This window comes from Natrialba sp. SSL1, assembly GCF_001861355.1.
Lineage (GTDB): Archaea > Halobacteriota > Halobacteria > Halobacteriales > Natrialbaceae > Natrialba.
Genome location: NZ_MASN01000060.1, coordinates 53,552 through 68,798 on the forward strand (window position 1 = coordinate 53,552; position 15,247 = coordinate 68,798).

The following is a 15,247-nucleotide window of genomic DNA, read 5'->3' on the forward strand; positions in this document are numbered from 1 at the left end:
AGTGCTACAAAGTGCGGCAGCCGGTGCCGTGAGTATGGGCGCAGTCGCTGCGACCGGAAGCGTCGCCGCTGACGCTGACTCGGGCGACAAACTCGCGCGCCTCGAGGCCGCGGGACTGACCCTCTCGGAGCGAGACATCGAGGCCGTTTCAGCGGAACTCGACATCGAAGTGACCGAAGACGTTAGAACCGGGCAAGCACTTCTCAATCAACTCGAGAGCGATGGCTTGCTCGCAGAAGCGACGCTCAGCGTCCTTCCGGATTTCGGTGCGACGGACGACGCCGACGGACAAATTCACGACCTCGCCGAGGGCGGATCGCGAGAGGTATCGTTCACCACGATGACGCCTCGTGGCCGACTGCAGGTCACCTACAGCGAGAGTTCTGCGCCGTTCGCCGCGCTATTCCCCGAAGACGGCAGTAACGTACTCATGTACGTGCACTCGGACGGCGACAGCTACGAGCAAGTAGAGACATCGATCGGAACGACAGACCGCGACGAACAACCGCCAACGACGGACGACTGTGATAACTGCGGTGGCTGTGACTGCGTCGGAGACTGGTGTCTCGACGGAGCCGTTCCACGGACGCACAAAAACACCTGTGCGACCTGTGACAACGCAGAGTGTATCATCACGACGACCTGCGGCTGCTAACGAGCGGACACGGTCGTTTCACCACAAGACACTAACCAATATTTTCTGCTCTCAAAATCCGCAGCGACGGAAGTCGAGACGCTAGTTCGTCGTCGACTTCGATCCGTTCTCCGCCTCCGGTGGTGGCTCCGCCCCTTCGATCGCCTCTGCGGCGTCCGTATCCTTCTCAACTTCGACGTGCCAGCGGTCGATCTCGTCGTCGAGTTCGGCGAGTCGGTCCGAGACACGATCCTTGAGATCGTCGTCGTTCACGTTAACTTCGAAAACGAAGCGCTCACCGTTATCACCGTTTCGCGCCGCCTGCTGGACGTTCGCACTGATGAGTTCGTTATCGAAGTAGTACGGCGCGAGCTGGGTCATCACGTTCTGATACACCGTGTCCTCGACTCGGCGGAGGGCCTTCCGTCCCGCCGAGTCGGCCGCGCGAGCGACGTAGTCGATCGACTCCTTCCAGTTGTCCATCGCCGCTTCGGCGTCGTCCTCCTCGAGTTGCTCGTAGGACGCGGTGATCTTCTCGCCGGCGGTTTTGATGTCCTCGTCGGGCTCCTTCCCCGCCTTCTCGCCCTTACCCTCTTCGACGCTGGCCTGATCTGCGGTCTTCTCGCTGACGTCGGCCTCGAGGGTCTCGTGGGCTTTGGGACGCCATTCGTCCCACTCGTCGAACGCCCGCGCGAACCGTGCGCCGTAGTCGTGGTCGGGATCGTGAACCCCCTCGTCGCGCAAGGCGTACGTGATGCGCTCGCCGTGTTCGACGACGTCGGCCCACTCGCCGCGAACTTTGAATCCCGAGATGCTCTCTTCCATTCGAGTGAGCGGGTAGTAAGACACGGACTGGTATAAACTTCTTCGCTGCGTCAGTGATCGCTTCGGACACCTGTTATCGTGGAACTGGATGGCATAACCTGCCCATGAGACCCATCACAGCCAGATATCGTCGCGGCTGATCGACAGTGTGAACTATCCCGCGGGTGGCCATACGAGTATGCCCATCGAAGACCGCGACGATGCGTATCTCGTCACGCACGCACTCGCAAAACACACGCTCTCACAGCTTCGAGACGTCCAGACCGAGCAGGTCAGTTTCCGCAAGGGGCTCGTCAAACTCGGCCGGATCTGTGGCTACGAGATCATCGACGGTCGCATGGAAACCGAGTACGTCGAGATCGACACGCCACTCGAGCCGACCATGGGCGAGCAGGTACGCGGACTCGACGATGTGGTCATCATCAACGTACTTCGCGCGGCGACGCCGTTCGTCGAGGGACTGCTGAAGGCCTTCCCACGCGCACGACAGGGAGTCATCAGCGCGAGCCGCGACGAGGAGGCCGGCCGCGAGGACGACGGCTCGTTCCCGATCACGGTTGACTACGTCAAGCTACCCGAGATCACCGAGGACGACACGGTCATCATCGCCGATCCGATGCTCGCGACCGGCAGCACGATGTGTACCGTGCTCGACCACGTCATCGAGAACTCGCCGGACCCGGAGAACCTGATCGTGCTCTCGGCCGTCTCGGCACCCGAAGGACTGCTCCGCGTCGACGACGAGTTCCCCGAAGCCGATCTGCTGACGGTCTCGATCGACGACTACCTCGACGACGACGGCTTCATCGTTCCTGGCCTGGGCGACGCCGGCGATCGGGCGTTCCGTACGACCTGAGCCGCAGACTGGAGTTCGCCGTCTCCCAACCGGAATCCGTACCCGCACAGCCTGGCAGTCGTTGTACTCGAGTCCACGCGAGACGTGACGGTGCAGTCACTCGTTCTCACGGACACGTATCGATCCCGAACAGCGCGTTCAGCGGACACCGCTGGATGATCGCCGTCGCGAGCAGATCGCTTCCCGCGACGAACGCGAGTGTCCCGACCTTTTTTCTCGGTTGCTGTACCCGAAAACGAGTAATCCGGCTGCGATGATGGTCCGGAGGCTACGGTCGACGCCGCCAACGTTCGGGTTCATACACTCCGTAGAGAGGCCATGACCGTAGGTGTGGGCCCTGAAAACGCGTGGCTGAGTCGAGAGAACTGGGAACGGTGACAGCCGCGCTCTCGATCCGTTCGTTCCCCTTAGTCGTCTTCGCTGGCTCCCGTTCCCTCGTCGTCATCCACCTCATCCATCCCTCCCGACAGTCCCGCATTCGGGTCGCGCTCGAGTGCCGGCGCAACCTCGCGGGACTCGGCGTAGCCGTCGAACCAGCGGACGATGCGCTCGAGTCGGTCGACGATGTGGCCTGGTTCACCGGACCGGGAGAGTTCGTGGCCCTCTCGTGGGTACCGGACGAGACGAGTGTCGACGCCGTGTTTCTTCAGACCGAGGTAGAACAGTTCGGCGGTGTTCGCGGGCGTCCGGTAGTCCCGATCGGAGTGGAGCACGAGTGTTGGCGTCTCGACGTTCGGGATGTGTGCAACGGGCGACTGCTCCCAGAGGAATTCGGGCTCTTCCCAGGGTGTCGTGTCGAAGTCGCCCTCGATGAGCTTGAACGCGTCCGTCGAGCCGTAGAAGCTGGTGAGATCGTAGACACCGCGCTGGGAGACTGCGGCCGTGAAGCGGTCCGTCTGGGTGACCGCCCACGAGGTCATGAATCCGCCGAAGCTTCCGCCGGTGACGAACAGTTCGTCCTCGTCGACGAACTCGCGTTCACAGACCTCGTCGACGCCCGCGAGCACGTCTGCAAGCGTCACATCGCCCCAGTTTCGTTCGATCGCCATCGCGTGGTCCTCGCCGTATCCCGTCGAGCCGCGTGGGTTACACCAGAAGACGACGTAGCCCTGCGCTGCGAGCGTCTGGAACTCGTGCCACATCGTTCCCGCAGTCGTCCACTGGGCGTGGGGACCGCCGTGGATTTCGACGACGAGCGGGTAGGTTTCGTCCGGACCGCTCGCGGCGTCGGCGTCGAACTCGGGTGGGGTGAGCAGCCAGCCCTGGATCTGGTTGCGCTCGCCGTGGTCGTCGCTGTTGCCGTCGCCGTCGCTGTTGCTGTTGCTGTTGCTGTTGGTGTTGGTGTTGCCACCCTCAGTCCCGACGTCACCGCTCTCGAACCAGATCTCCTCCGGCTGGCGCACCGCTCGATCCGCGAGCAGGTCGGCGTTGACCCGCGTCAGCCGGTGTGTCTCGTTTCCGCCGCGGGTCGTCACGAAGACATCGCCGGGGTGGTCCCACTCGCTCTGTACAAGCGCAACGGCGTTGTCGCCGACCGAGAAGCCCGAAACAGTCACGTCATCGCCGTAAACGCGGGTCGGCTCCTCGAGTGCTTCCTCGTCGCTGTCGAGCGTCGTCGGCACGTCGACCGACCAGAGCACGTTCGATCCTTCATCCGGCGTCGTGAAGTACAGCAGCTCCTCGTCCGGCGCCCAGGTGAAGTTGCCGTCGATCGTCCGATCCACCGACGTCGTCGGCGCCGTCTCCGCGCCAGTCTCGCGGTCGTGAACGCGAATGTCAGTCTGGCGCAGCGAGGCCTGTTCTTCGGGCGTGAACGCGTACGCGATCCGCCCATCTGTCGTCGCCTCGAGTTCGGTGACCCAGCCGGTCGTCTGCGTAAAGACCGTCGCCTCACCCGTTTCGAGGTCGTGTTCGTACAGGTCATACTTGCTCGAGTCGTCTGCCTCGACCGCATCCTCGGCGGTTTTAACCGCGTAGTAGACCGTCTCGTCGTCGCCCCAGGTCGCTCCGACATGGTCTTCGTCGCCGTCAGTGAGGCGTTCGATCGCGTTCGTCTCTTCGGGGTCAGTGTCAGTCAGATTGAATGGATCGGACTCGAGTGCAGCCTCGATATCGAGGACGTAGACGTGACTCCGCCGGCCGTCCATGTACTCCGTACCGGCGCGGTAGATCATGCGGTCGATTACGCGCGGATCCGGCGTCTCGGACTCGTATTCGGGGTCGACAGCGAGGTCACGTCCCTCCTCGCGGTCGTCGGCGGTGACCTGTTGGGTGAACAGGAGGCGGCTGCCGTCGGGACTCCACTCGAGTCCGGTGACGCCGCCGACGACGGACGTGAGCTGGCGAGCTTCGCCGCCGGTCGTTGTGGGGAGCACCCAGAGCTGCTGTCGGTCGTCGTCCTCGCCGCGGGTGCTGGCGAACGCGAGGCGGTCGCCGTCGGGGCTCCAGCGGGGCTGGCTGTCGACGCCCTCGGTGATGGTGAGCTGTGTTGGCTCGTCGCCGCCGACGGGGACGACGTGGATGGTCGCCTCGGAGGATTCCTCGTCTTCGGGGAGCTGTTCGACGTATGCAACGCGCTCGCCGCCTGGCGAGAGTTGCGGGTCCGAAACCTGCCGCAGGTCGTAGAAGTCGGTCGCCTCGATCGTGTTCATGCAGTTCGGTACCGAGGTGTGTGTAAAAAAGGTTGGTCCACCGGAGAACGCGGCCGGGACGGCGACTACAGTACGGCTATCTGTCAGCAGTTCATACGTAGGTGACAGGTACATGTCCGACCGCTCGTCCACCGACGCCACTGGTGGCTCCGCCATCGCGCAGTCGTCACCACTCCCTCCAGCAACGGATTCGATCGTCGTCGCAAGCTTCTTCGGTATCCTCGGTGCAGCGGTCGCGCTGACCATGTCGCTCGCGGGGGACTTCGGGTTCGCCGTCGTCCTCGGCTCGACGCTGCTCGGACTCGGCGGTGGCGCACTGTTCGGTGCCGGTCTCGTCCGCTTCATCCCCGATCTTCTGGCCCACCACGGTGGCAGTCGTAGCCAACACCTCGTGATCGTGCTGCCAGCCGCACCCTTCGCCGTCGTCGGCTTCGCAGCGATTTTCGGTCCAGTTGGAACCGAACTCGGGTACGTCTCGGTTGGCTCGATGAGCGCGCTCGTCATCCTTGGCTACGCGCTCCGCGCGGTCGCATCGACCCGCTACGCAGAAACGGTGACGGCAGACAGCCCGCTCCAGACGTGCCGGTGGCAACCGCCACGGTCACCCAGAATGGACGCCGTGTTGCTCGTCATCTGGCTGGGTCTCGCCGTCGTTTACGCAGTCGCCGGCGACTGGCTCTCCACGCTCGTCTGGGGCACACTCGGCGTTCTGTGGCTCACCACCGGTCTGATCGAGGGCCGGTTCCAGATCGACGGACTGGGGACGACACCCGAGATCCGAATCTACGAAACCGGCTTCGTCAAACAACGACCGCTAACCAGCACGTTCGTCTCCTGGGAAACCGTCGACTACGTCCGTCTGCGAGACGACGAACTCGTCTTCGACCGCGGCCTGTTCGATACGCGACTCGACCGCGACGCACTCGAGTCGCCCGACGAACTCCTCGCGGCGATTGAATCGAAGCTCTCGGATCGAACGGCGACGCTTCCGCACTCATAGCAGTTGCTACTACAGGATCCGTGTTCGGTTGGTGGCTTGAACGTCGTCGTCAGTACCGGGCAAGCAGTTACCGAAGGGGGAGTTATCTATGCAGAGTCTCTCAAAAACCGCCTGCTGAATAGAGCGTGGGTCTCTCGTGTTGACTCTGCAGACGTGTCTGCATATTGTAGGCACTACCGCCGACAGCATCAGTAACCGAGCTGGTCACGGACGAGGACGACAGTCGTCCGCCCCTCCTCGAGTTCCTGTCGGAAGATCAGTTGTTTGGCGATAGCGCTTTCAACGCCGTAGGCATCCTTTGCACGCTCGTTCTCTAACGGATACGCGACCGATTCGAGGCGATCCAGTGCAGCGTCGAGATCGTCGACAATTTTGTTCACGCCGCTGACGATAACGACGTTGTTGGCAGCGAAGGGGTAGGCACCGATACGACTCCCGGAACGGTCGGCTGCGACCAGTTCGCCGGTCTGTGCGACCGCGTTGATCCCACCGAGGAAGTAATCAGCCGTCTGCGATTCGCGGCGTGCGGCCTGTCGTTCGGCATCGTCATCGATACCCCAGATTTCGTCCGGAAGGCTCTCCCACCCGTGGTCGCCCTCGCTCAGGTACTCTGTGAACCCGATTTCTTCGAGGGTCGTCGAGTGGCCGTTCATGACCGAGGCCTCCGCCGGAATGTGCGATTGGATCGTTTCGAGGGCGTCCGCGGCGCTATCAGCGACGACGACGGTGAAGCCGTTGGCCTCGAGATTTGCAACGGTCTCGCTGACGGTGTCGTCACCAGGAAGTTCGTCGAGTGATGCGTCGATTTCGGTTTCGTCTGCGTAATCGGATTTCTGTGACATGATGTTCGGAGAAGCGTTCGCGTACACCCATCAATAGTCGTGAGAATCAGATAAATGCTCCCGGACACCGATGTCGGCTAGTAACACGAGCGTTACCGACAGCGGTGACACGGCGGCGCTCACGTTGGATAGCGAACCATCCGCTCACGCAGTTGCCGACTGCTACGGGTCTGTTTCACAGATATATTTTGATAAAGAAACGGTGCTACTATCTACTCGAAGAGAGCGATCAAGGGAGAACGAATACTCACGCCGACTCGAGTACCGCCCGCCCGCTGGTCGCGCTCCGAATCCGATCCCGGAGCGCCTCGGCGTCGGCGACGGGCACCCGGACATCGAAGGAGACGTCGGCCTCGTACGCGGCGTCGAACTCGTAGCCCTCGCTCTCGAGAATGCCCCGAACGGTGCCGGAGTCGTCGTACTCCACAGTGATCGAGACGCGTTCGTGCGGGCGCTCTTCGATAACACCCGCCGCATCGACGGCATCCTTGACTGCGCGGGAGTAGGCCCGGACGAGCCCGCCCACACCGAGATTCGTCCCGCCATAGTAGCGCGTAACCACCACGACGCAGTTCTCGATTTCGCGCTGGGTGAGCACGTTGAGTGCCGGCTTTCCCGCCGAGCTGGCTGGCTCACCGTCGTCACTCGAGTACTCTCGCAGCAGGTCGCCGTCGCTGTCGGCGCGGACGCGGTACGCGGGGACGTTGTGGGTCGCGTCGGCGTACTCCTCGCGAATGGCCTCGATGAACGCCTCTGCGTCGTCGACGGCGTCGACGGGGCGGGCGTGGCCGATGAACTCGGAGCCCTGGACGACGAACTCGGCGGTTGCGGCCTCGGCGATGGTGTTGTAGGTCTGGCTCACGGGTTCTGGGTGTCCTTGGTGTCCTCAATGCCCCCACTGTTCGTGCTCACTGCAGTTCGATCTTCCGGACGAACTCGAGATCCCGGAGTTCGGTGATCGCCGTCCCCGAGATGTCCTGGTCGGTGATCAGGTACAGTCGCGGCTCGTCGGTGAACTCGGGGTCCTCGCTGATCGTCTGGCGGATCGAGATGTCGTTGTCGGCGAGCGTGCCGGTCACCTGGGCGACGATTCCCTTCTGTTCGGCGTTGTCGACAGCGATCGAGAGCACCGTCAGGTCGAGCACGGGCGCGAGGTCCATCAGGCTCGGCACCTGCGAGATGTTCTGGAAGATGCGCCGCAGTTCGGGATCGTCGAGGATCGCGTTCGTCGTCGAGTCGACGACGCGCCGATCGACGTCGATCTCGCGGGCGATACCGGTGTTCGGGATCTCGATGCCGCCCGAGACGACGCGGCCATCGTCGTTGACCGAAAAGCCGCGCTCCAGCAGGAGCCGGATAACCGCCTGCTGGCTCGGGGACCCCTCGAACTTCTCCATGATCTCGTCGAACATTCGTTGGTGGGTATACGAGTGCCCGAGTATAATGGTCGGTGATCGACAGCCGGTCACCCACGACGAGCGCTATCGGACGGAGTACCCCCAATCCGAACACCCGAGTCGCTGCCGGCGGTACGTCTGACGGACGTTTATTACCACTCCGCCTGCTATCGCACCCCATGCGCGCACTGCAGCACTGTGACTTCTGTGACAGCGAGGCCGCCGGCACCTTCGAGGTCCTCCCACCCGAACTCGAGCCGACCGATACAGAGCAGCGACGGGTCGTGCTCTGTCCGGCCTGTAAGGAGCAGCTCGGAACGCTACTCGAGCCGCTGCTGGCTCGCCTTCGTGGCGAACCGGCCGTGGAGGTCGACGGGGCCGCCAATCGGAGCGGCACTCACGCTGACGAGCGAAGTGAGGAGGGCAGTGAAGATGGAGACGAAAGCGAGACCGAGAGCGAGGACCAGAGCGACGCTCCGTCCACAGCTCGCGGAAACGAAATTACGTTCGGCGACGCGGAGGCGGTCGAAACAGCAGCAACTTCTGGAATCGAGACGGGAGAAACCGCAGGATCAGAGTCAGCGGCGACGCTTGAAGCAGACCGAGACCCGGAATCAAAATCAAAATCAGGATCAGGATCAGAACCAGCAACCAGTACCGATACGGAGCCAGCAGGCGAGTTGGAACCGGTTCCGGAGACGCAGCCAGCAACGAACGCGGACGCGGACGCGACATCGGACACCTCGGCGACAACCGGAGAGACCAGGACAGACAGCGTCAGTACGGCCAGGAAAACCGACGAACCGTCGAAACCAAGCGTACCGCAGGCCTACCCCAAGGTCATCCGTCTCCTGCGCAACCGTGAGTTGCCGATGGACCGCACCGCCGTCGAATCGCTCGCTGCCGGCGCGTACGACCTCGAAGCCGAGCAGGCCGAGGCCATCGTCGATCACGCACTCGAGAAGGAGGAGTTCACCGAACGGAGCGGGAAGCTTCACCGTGCCTGAGACATCCTGGCTACTCGGTCAACGTCCCCTTCGTACTCGGCGCTCCCTCCCGGCGCTCGTCCACCCGCGTCGCATCGTCGAGTGACCGTGCCAGCGCCTTGAACAACGCCTCAGCCTCGTGGTGCGCGTTCTCGCCAGTCACGCCTGCGTGCAGCGTCAACCCCGCGTTCATCGCCAGCGACTCCGCGAAGTGACGCGCCATGTCGCTCGTGAACTCGCCGATCTGATCCTGGGAAAACGTCCCGTCGAAGTAAAAGCGCGGCCGCCCGCTTACGTCCACTACTACGTCCGCAACCGCCTCGTCCAGCGGTACCCGCCGATCCGCGTACCGGACGATCCCCGCACGGTCACCGAGCGCCTCGTCGAACGCCGACCCGAGCACGATCGCCACGTCCTCCACCGTGTGATGATCGTCGATCTCGAGATCGCCGTCGCACTCGAGTTCGAGGTCGAACAGGCCGTGGCGGGCGAAGGCGGTGAGCATGTGATCGAAGAAGCCGATACCGGTGTCGACGGTGGCCGAGCCGTCGCCGTCGACGGTTAGCGTGCAGTCGATTTCCGTCTCGCCGGTGTCGCGCGTGACGGTGGCGCGACGCTCGCTCGTGGTCATGTGGAAGCGATTGCGCCCTCGGTACAAGGGGGTTGCGCTCGTGGCGAGCGTGTCGAGCGTAGCAGATGTCGCGAGTGTGGCGAGCGTGTTGAGACGAGGCAAGCACGACGAGTCTGCCACGTGGTCGCAGTCGGTTACGAGCGGGGATAGGCAATGTGTGTCGGTCGATGGCGCGAGGAACCGGAACTGGTATCTGCAGATGAGTGTCGACTCGCTCGACACGCGCGACGGTATTGGGTGCCAAGAGAATCGGGACGAGCGCGGGTCGGGCAGAACGAGGGGCCTACTCACACCAGTGCGGACCGCTGGGGAACTGACGGATAAAACGACCTTAGATTCGTTTGTAAAACGTCTCGTCCTATTTAGAAGAGTCTAAAATGATTGTTTCGGTGTCACTACGACCGTGAAACGGACCGAAATAGTGCCAACCGTCGGGCGCTTATATGATACGTCCAGTGAATGTCGCTGATACGAAGAGGTGACCCGCGATGTCTAACTCAACGCCCAGCCCCTCCCCACTTTCGAACGAGTCCGTCCCCCCAGCGGGAACGGACGGCGACCAGCAGGCAGAGTCAGCGACGAACAGTGCCCGAAACGTCCTCAAGGGATCAACGCAGTTCCTGTGCTTCTGGACGGCGGTTGCGTTACCGTTTGTCTACCTCCCACTGCTGGCACAGGGACTCGGCGACCCGCGGGCAACGCTCATCTTCCTCGGGTTGCTCGGCATCAACATCCTCACGCTGTACATCGGCCACGATTACAAGCGCAGATAAGTCAGCGCCAGCGCGTTTCGTCCCGGTTCTTGTCCACCTTGCTGTCTTGTTCCGTGTGGCTCTCCGAGAGTGGTCATTGAACACCCAGCACCACCGTCGCCGCTTGCGACACCTTCCGAACCGATTATTTCCCCCCGTATCCCAGATGTGACTACTTGAATGAGGATTCGCGTCGACTGGCGCTCGAGTTGTAGCCTCACCGGAACGGTGCTACGGTGGCTCTCGATCCCGCTCGCAGTGCCGGCGTTGCTCGCTGTACTCGACGGGAACGACCCGATTCCGTTCCTGGTCGCTATCGCCGTCGCGATTGCGAGTGGGCTGGCACTCGAGCAGTTGAGTGCTGACCGCGAACTCGGCCAGCGCGAGTCGTTCCTGATGGTCGCACTCACGTGGCTCGGGGTTGCGCTCGTCGGTGCGATCCCCTTCCTCTTCGCGGGAGCCGGCTCCGCCGGCGAATCCGCCTTTACCGGGCTCATCAACACTCCGATCAACGCCTTCTTCGAGAGCATGAGCGGGCTGACGACGACGGGGGCGACCGTCATGGAGACGTGGGATTTCAACAATCAGCCGCGCTCGATCCTGCTGTGGCGACAGCTCATCCAGTGGCTCGGCGGGCTCGGGATCCTGATCGTCGCGATCGGGCTACTCTCGCACCTGATGGTCGGTGGTGCACAGCTGATGGAAACCGAGAGTCAGACGCGAAACGTCCGCAAGCTTCGGCCGCATATCTCCGAGACGGCGCGGCTCATCTGGGGGCTGTACGTCGGGCTCACGCTCCTCGCCGTCGTCGTCTTCTACGGACTGCACCTCCTCGGAGTTGCGGACGAGATGAACCTGTTCAACGCAGTTTCACACGCGCTGACGAGTGTGGCGACCGCCGGCTTCTCGCCGGAGGGAGACAGCATCGCCGCGTTCTCGCCGATCGTCCAGTGGTCGATCATCCCGTTCATGATCCTCGGTTCGACCAACTTCGTCCTCCTCTACTACATCACGCAGGGCGAGTTCGAGCGCCCGCTGCAGTCCGAAGAGCTCCGGTTCTACCTCGGTGCACTCGCTCTCTTTAGCGCGATCGTCGTCGGGATCCTCGCGTTCGATGCGGATCTCGACCTGGGTATCGAGCCGACGATCCGCCACGGCGTATTCAACGTCGTCTCGCTGGTGACGACGACCGGCTACGCGAGCATGGACTTCAACCAGTGGAGTACGGGCGCGAGGCACGTGCTATTCCTCTGTATGTTCATCGGCGGGATGGCCGGCAGTACCACCTGTTCGATCAAGTCGCTGCGCTGGCTGGTCGTCCTGAAGGCGTTCAAGCGAAACCTCTTCACGGCGATCCACCCCGAGGCAGTCCGCCCGCTCCGGGTCAGTGGCAGCGTCGTCGACGAGGAGACCGTCAACGACATCTTCGGCTACGTCCTGCTCGCCATCGTCATCTTCTTCGGCCTGACGATCCTGCTCGTCGTCGACGCCGCACGGGCCGGCACCGACGTCAGCGAGTTCGGCGCACTCGGGGCTGCGGCCTCGATCTTCATGAACATCGGTCCCGCGTTCGAACTCGCCGGTCCGATGGGCAACTACAACGGCTTCTCTGCCTTTTCGCGCTCCGTCATGATCGTCATGATGTGGATCGGCCGGATCGAAATCGTTCCCGTCCTCGTCCTGCTGTTGCCGGCGTACTGGCGATCCTGATCGGTCGGTTACTTGTCGTGGCTATCGTCACCATCGTCGCCAACCACAGCCTTCGCCTCCTCGAGCGTAAAATTCCCTTCGTACAGCGCGCTTCCGACCACGGCCGCCGCCGCACCCGCCTCCTCGAGTGCCCGGATATCTGCACGTGTCGCCACACCCCCGCTCGCGATCACCGGCACGTCCGTCGCCTCGACTAGTTCGCGGACCGGCTCCGTAGCCACGCCCTCGAGTTGCCCCTCCACGTCGACGTTGGTGAACAGGATTGCAGCAGCCCCGAGTTCCTCGTAGCGCTCGGCCGCTTCGACGGGCGAAACGCCGGCACCCTCGGTCCAGCCCTCGACGACGACCTCGCCGTCTTTCGCGTCGAGACTGACGATCACGCTGTCGGGGTGTGTCTCGCTGATTTCCGCAACGATATCGGGGTCCTCGACAGCTGCAGTGCCGAGGATTACCCGGTCGACGCCGCGGTCGAGTACGTCCCGCGCGTCCGCAGCCGTTCGAATCCCGCCGCCGAGCTGCGTCGGCACGTCGACGGACTCGAGTACGCTCTCGATCGCGGCAGCGTTCTCGCGCTCGCCGTCGAACGCGCCGTCGAGGTCGACGAGGTGGAGCGAGTCGGCACCGGCCTCGAGCCAGCGCTGTGCGGCGTCGACGGGGTCACCGTAGGTTTTCTCGGTGCCGCGCTCGCCCTGGACGAGCTGGACGACCTCGCCGTTTTGGATGTCGACGGCGGGGATGACGTCGAAGGTGGTGGGGTCGGTGGGGTCGGTAGGGCCACTCGAGTCCGTGTGAGAAGACGAGTCGTCTGCGTCAGTCATACGTGTGTGAGCGGGGTGCATCCGAGTAAAGGCGACGGTTTGCTGTTCTTCGACGAGCTGGATCGGTCTGCCACTCCTCGATGAGGCGAACCGGTTTGCTGGTCGGTACGTCGGATGGGGTGGTTAATGAGGCGGTGGGGAAAGCGTCCGGGGAGCATCGAGCGACGAGCGACGAACGACAAACGACGAACGACGAACGACCATCGCCGAGAGACTGTTCACGAGCCGTGCAGAGGCGTTACGTACCGAGACGGTGTGGCTCACGGTGTGCTCGGCGCAGCGCTCACGGCGATGCCGCTCCTCCAGGAGCCAGCGGCCCAGCCCGACCTGACGACGGAAATGCTCGTCGTCTTCGGGGTCGTCGGCCTCGCGCTCGTGCTCTTTCTGACCGAGCGGCTGCCGATCGACGTAACCGCGATCCTGTTGATCGTGGTGCTCGTCGTCCTCGAGCCCTGGACGGGAATCGATCCGGGAACCGGTATCTCGGGCTTTGCGAACGAGGCGACGATCACCGTGCTGGCGATGTTGATCCTGAGCGGCGGCGTCAGCCGAACCGGCGTCGTACAGGAGCTGGGGCGGCGAATGGCCGCCTTCGCAGGGACAAGTCTTCGGAAGCAACTCGTCGCGACTGTCGCCGCGACCAGTCCCGTCTCCGGCTTTCTGAACAACACACCCGTCGTCGCCCTGCTGGTCCCCGTCGTCACCGACGTGGCAAACCGCGGCAACACGTCGCCGTCGAAGCTCCTGATTCCGCTCTCCTACGCCTCGCAGGTCGGCGGGATGCTCACCCTCATCGGCACGTCGACGAACATCCTCGCGAGCGACATCAGCGCCAGGCTCGGCGCGGAGTACGACGAACTGCACCGGTTCTCGATGTTCGAATTTACCCAGCTCGGCGTCATCGTCGTCGTGGTCGGCGCGCTCTACCTCATCTTCGTCGGGCACTACCTCATCCCCGAGCGCGTGCCGCCGCGAGCGGACTATCTCGAGGAGTACGAGGTCGGCAGCTACGTCGCAGACGTCGCGATCGTTCCCGGCTCGCCGCTCGTCGGCGGCACCGTCGGTGATGCGAGCGATACGCTCGGCCCCGACATCGACATCGTACAGGTCGTCCGCGACCGCGGTCGTGCAGTCGCCCCGCGACAGGAACTCCCGCTCGACGAGGGCGACGTGCTCGTCGTCCGAACGAACCGCGAGGCGATCACCGCACTCGAGGACGCCCCGGGCGTCGAACCGGTCGGCCACCTCGGTCCGTCCGCGGATCTCTCGGCGACAGACACGGAAGGCGTGCTGACGGAACTCGTCGTCTCACTCGATTCACGACTCGTCGGTGACCGTCTCGATCCGGAGGCGTTTCGTGAGGAGTTCAACGCGGCCGTCCTCGGCCTACGGAGCCACGGCGAACTCGTCGGCGGCCGTATCGTCGGCACGCGCCTCGATGTCGGCGACACGTTGCTCGTCCAGGCTCCCCCGGAAACCCTCGACCGACTCGCGAGCGGCGACGATGTCATCGTGGCCCGTGAACCGCCCCGTCCCGAGTACCGCGCCAGCAAGGCACCGATCGCGATTGCGATCATGGTTGGTGTCGTCGCCGTCGCTGCCCTAGAGATCTATCCGATTCTCATCTCGGCGCTTGCGGGCGTCGTCGCGATGGTCGTCACCGGTGTTCTCGAGCCAAAGGAACTGTACGACGCCGTCGAGTGGGACATCATTTTCTTGCTTGCCGGTGTGATTCCGCTCGGTATCGCCCTGGAGCAGACGGGTGCAGCAGCCTACCTCGCGTGGCTCGTCGTCTCGACAGCGGGCGTGTTGCCGACTATCGTCGTATTGTGGCTGTTCTACATCGTGACGGGGTTGATCACCGAACTGATCAGCAACAACGCGAGCGTCGTCCTGTTGATTCCGGTCGCGGCAGCGGCCGCGGCTGGTATCGGATCGAATCCGTTCGCGTTCGTGCTCGCAGTCACGTTCGCGGCCAGCACCGCGTTTCTGGGGCCGATCGGCTACCAGACGAACCTCTTTGTCTACGGACCCGGTGGCTACCGATTTACGGATTACTTTCGCGTTGGCGCACCGCTCCAGTTGATTTTGTCGACTGTCACCGTCCTCGGCATCGCGTTTTTCTGGGGCATCTGAGATGAGACT

The 15,247-nt window shown here is 63.2% G+C and carries 14 protein-coding genes and 1 pseudogene; 7 read left to right on the forward strand and 8 right to left on the reverse strand.

Translation table 11 applies throughout. The annotated features are described in order from the left end of the window. Positions 1-34: 34 nt before the first annotated feature. The gene (locus BBD46_RS22825; protein WP_171908252.1) at positions 35-655 is read left to right on the forward strand and encodes a hypothetical protein; all 621 of its coding nucleotides are present in this window, start codon (positions 35-37) and stop codon (positions 653-655) included. A gap of 81 nt (positions 656-736) precedes the next feature. Here BBD46_RS22825 and BBD46_RS19245 read toward each other — a convergent pair whose 3' ends face one another. Continuing rightward, on the reverse strand, positions 737-1,459 hold the full coding sequence (locus tag BBD46_RS19245) for a DUF5828 family protein (RefSeq protein ID WP_071403286.1): 723 nt from the start codon (positions 1,457-1,459) through the stop codon (positions 737-739). Between the two features lie 178 nt (positions 1,460-1,637). On the opposite strand from BBD46_RS19245, the gene upp reads away from it, so the two are divergent. Further along, positions 1,638-2,315: a uracil phosphoribosyltransferase gene (gene upp / locus BBD46_RS19250; protein WP_071403287.1), complete on the forward strand. Its 678-nt coding sequence runs from the start codon at positions 1,638-1,640 to the stop codon at positions 2,313-2,315. Positions 2,316-2,421: 106 nt separating this feature from the next. Here upp and BBD46_RS21940 read toward each other — a convergent pair. After that, positions 2,422-2,615, reverse strand: a pseudogene (locus BBD46_RS21940) (YgaP family membrane protein). 107 nt (positions 2,616-2,722) lie between these two features. After that, positions 2,723-4,966 (reverse strand): alpha/beta hydrolase family protein, encoded by a 2,244-nt coding sequence (locus tag BBD46_RS19255; protein ID WP_071403288.1) that lies wholly within the window; start codon positions 4,964-4,966, stop codon positions 2,723-2,725. 112 nt (positions 4,967-5,078) lie between these two features. On the opposite strand from BBD46_RS19255, the gene BBD46_RS19260 reads away from it, so the two are divergent. Continuing rightward, on the forward strand, positions 5,079-5,966 hold the full coding sequence (locus BBD46_RS19260) for a hypothetical protein (RefSeq protein ID WP_071403289.1): 888 nt from the start codon (positions 5,079-5,081) through the stop codon (positions 5,964-5,966). A 188-nt stretch (positions 5,967-6,154) separates the two neighbouring features. Here the strand turns inward: BBD46_RS19260 and BBD46_RS19265 are convergent, their stop codons facing one another. The 3 genes from BBD46_RS19265 to BBD46_RS19275 form a co-directional block, all read right to left on the reverse strand. Further along, positions 6,155-6,811, reverse strand: a complete 657-nt coding sequence (locus BBD46_RS19265) for an LUD domain-containing protein (protein ID WP_139173738.1) — start codon at positions 6,809-6,811, stop codon at positions 6,155-6,157. Positions 6,812-7,055: 244 nt separating this feature from the next. Continuing rightward, entirely contained in the window at positions 7,056-7,670 is a 615-nt protein-coding gene (locus tag BBD46_RS19270; protein ID WP_071403290.1) for an IMPACT family protein, read from the reverse strand. Between the two features lie 46 nt (positions 7,671-7,716). Further along, positions 7,717-8,220: an amino acid-binding protein gene (locus BBD46_RS19275; protein WP_071403291.1), complete on the reverse strand. Its 504-nt coding sequence runs from the start codon at positions 8,218-8,220 to the stop codon at positions 7,717-7,719. A gap of 164 nt (positions 8,221-8,384) precedes the next feature. On the opposite strand from BBD46_RS19275, the gene BBD46_RS19280 reads away from it, so the two are divergent. Further along, positions 8,385-9,212: a hypothetical protein gene (locus BBD46_RS19280; protein WP_071403292.1), complete on the forward strand. Its 828-nt coding sequence runs from the start codon at positions 8,385-8,387 to the stop codon at positions 9,210-9,212. Between the two features lie 10 nt (positions 9,213-9,222). Here the strand turns inward: BBD46_RS19280 and hisB are convergent, their stop codons facing one another. Next, positions 9,223-9,822 carry an imidazoleglycerol-phosphate dehydratase HisB gene (gene hisB, locus BBD46_RS19285; RefSeq protein ID WP_071403293.1) on the reverse strand — a complete coding sequence of 200 codons (600 nt, stop codon included), beginning with the start codon at positions 9,820-9,822 and terminating at the stop codon, positions 9,223-9,225. A 488-nt stretch (positions 9,823-10,310) separates the two neighbouring features. Here hisB and BBD46_RS19295 point away from each other — a divergent pair, with 488 nt between their 5' ends. Next, entirely contained in the window at positions 10,311-10,595 is a 285-nt protein-coding gene (locus tag BBD46_RS19295) for a hypothetical protein (RefSeq protein WP_071403295.1), read from the forward strand. Between the two features lie 159 nt (positions 10,596-10,754). Further along, positions 10,755-12,284 (forward strand): TrkH family potassium uptake protein, encoded by a 1,530-nt coding sequence (locus BBD46_RS19300; protein ID WP_071403296.1) that lies wholly within the window; start codon positions 10,755-10,757, stop codon positions 12,282-12,284. Positions 12,285-12,292: 8 nt separating this feature from the next. On the opposite strand, the gene hisA is transcribed toward BBD46_RS19300, so the two are convergent. Further along, the gene (gene hisA / locus BBD46_RS19305; protein ID WP_071403297.1) at positions 12,293-13,102 is read right to left on the reverse strand and encodes a 1-(5-phosphoribosyl)-5-[(5-phosphoribosylamino)methylideneamino]imidazole-4-carboxamide isomerase; all 810 of its coding nucleotides are present in this window, start codon (positions 13,100-13,102) and stop codon (positions 12,293-12,295) included. Between the two features lie 291 nt (positions 13,103-13,393). On the opposite strand from hisA, the gene BBD46_RS19310 reads away from it, so the two are divergent. After that, positions 13,394-15,238, forward strand: coding sequence for an SLC13 family permease (locus BBD46_RS19310; RefSeq protein WP_071403643.1), 1,845 nt, complete (start codon positions 13,394-13,396; stop codon positions 15,236-15,238). The last annotated feature ends 9 nt before the right edge of the window (positions 15,239-15,247 follow it).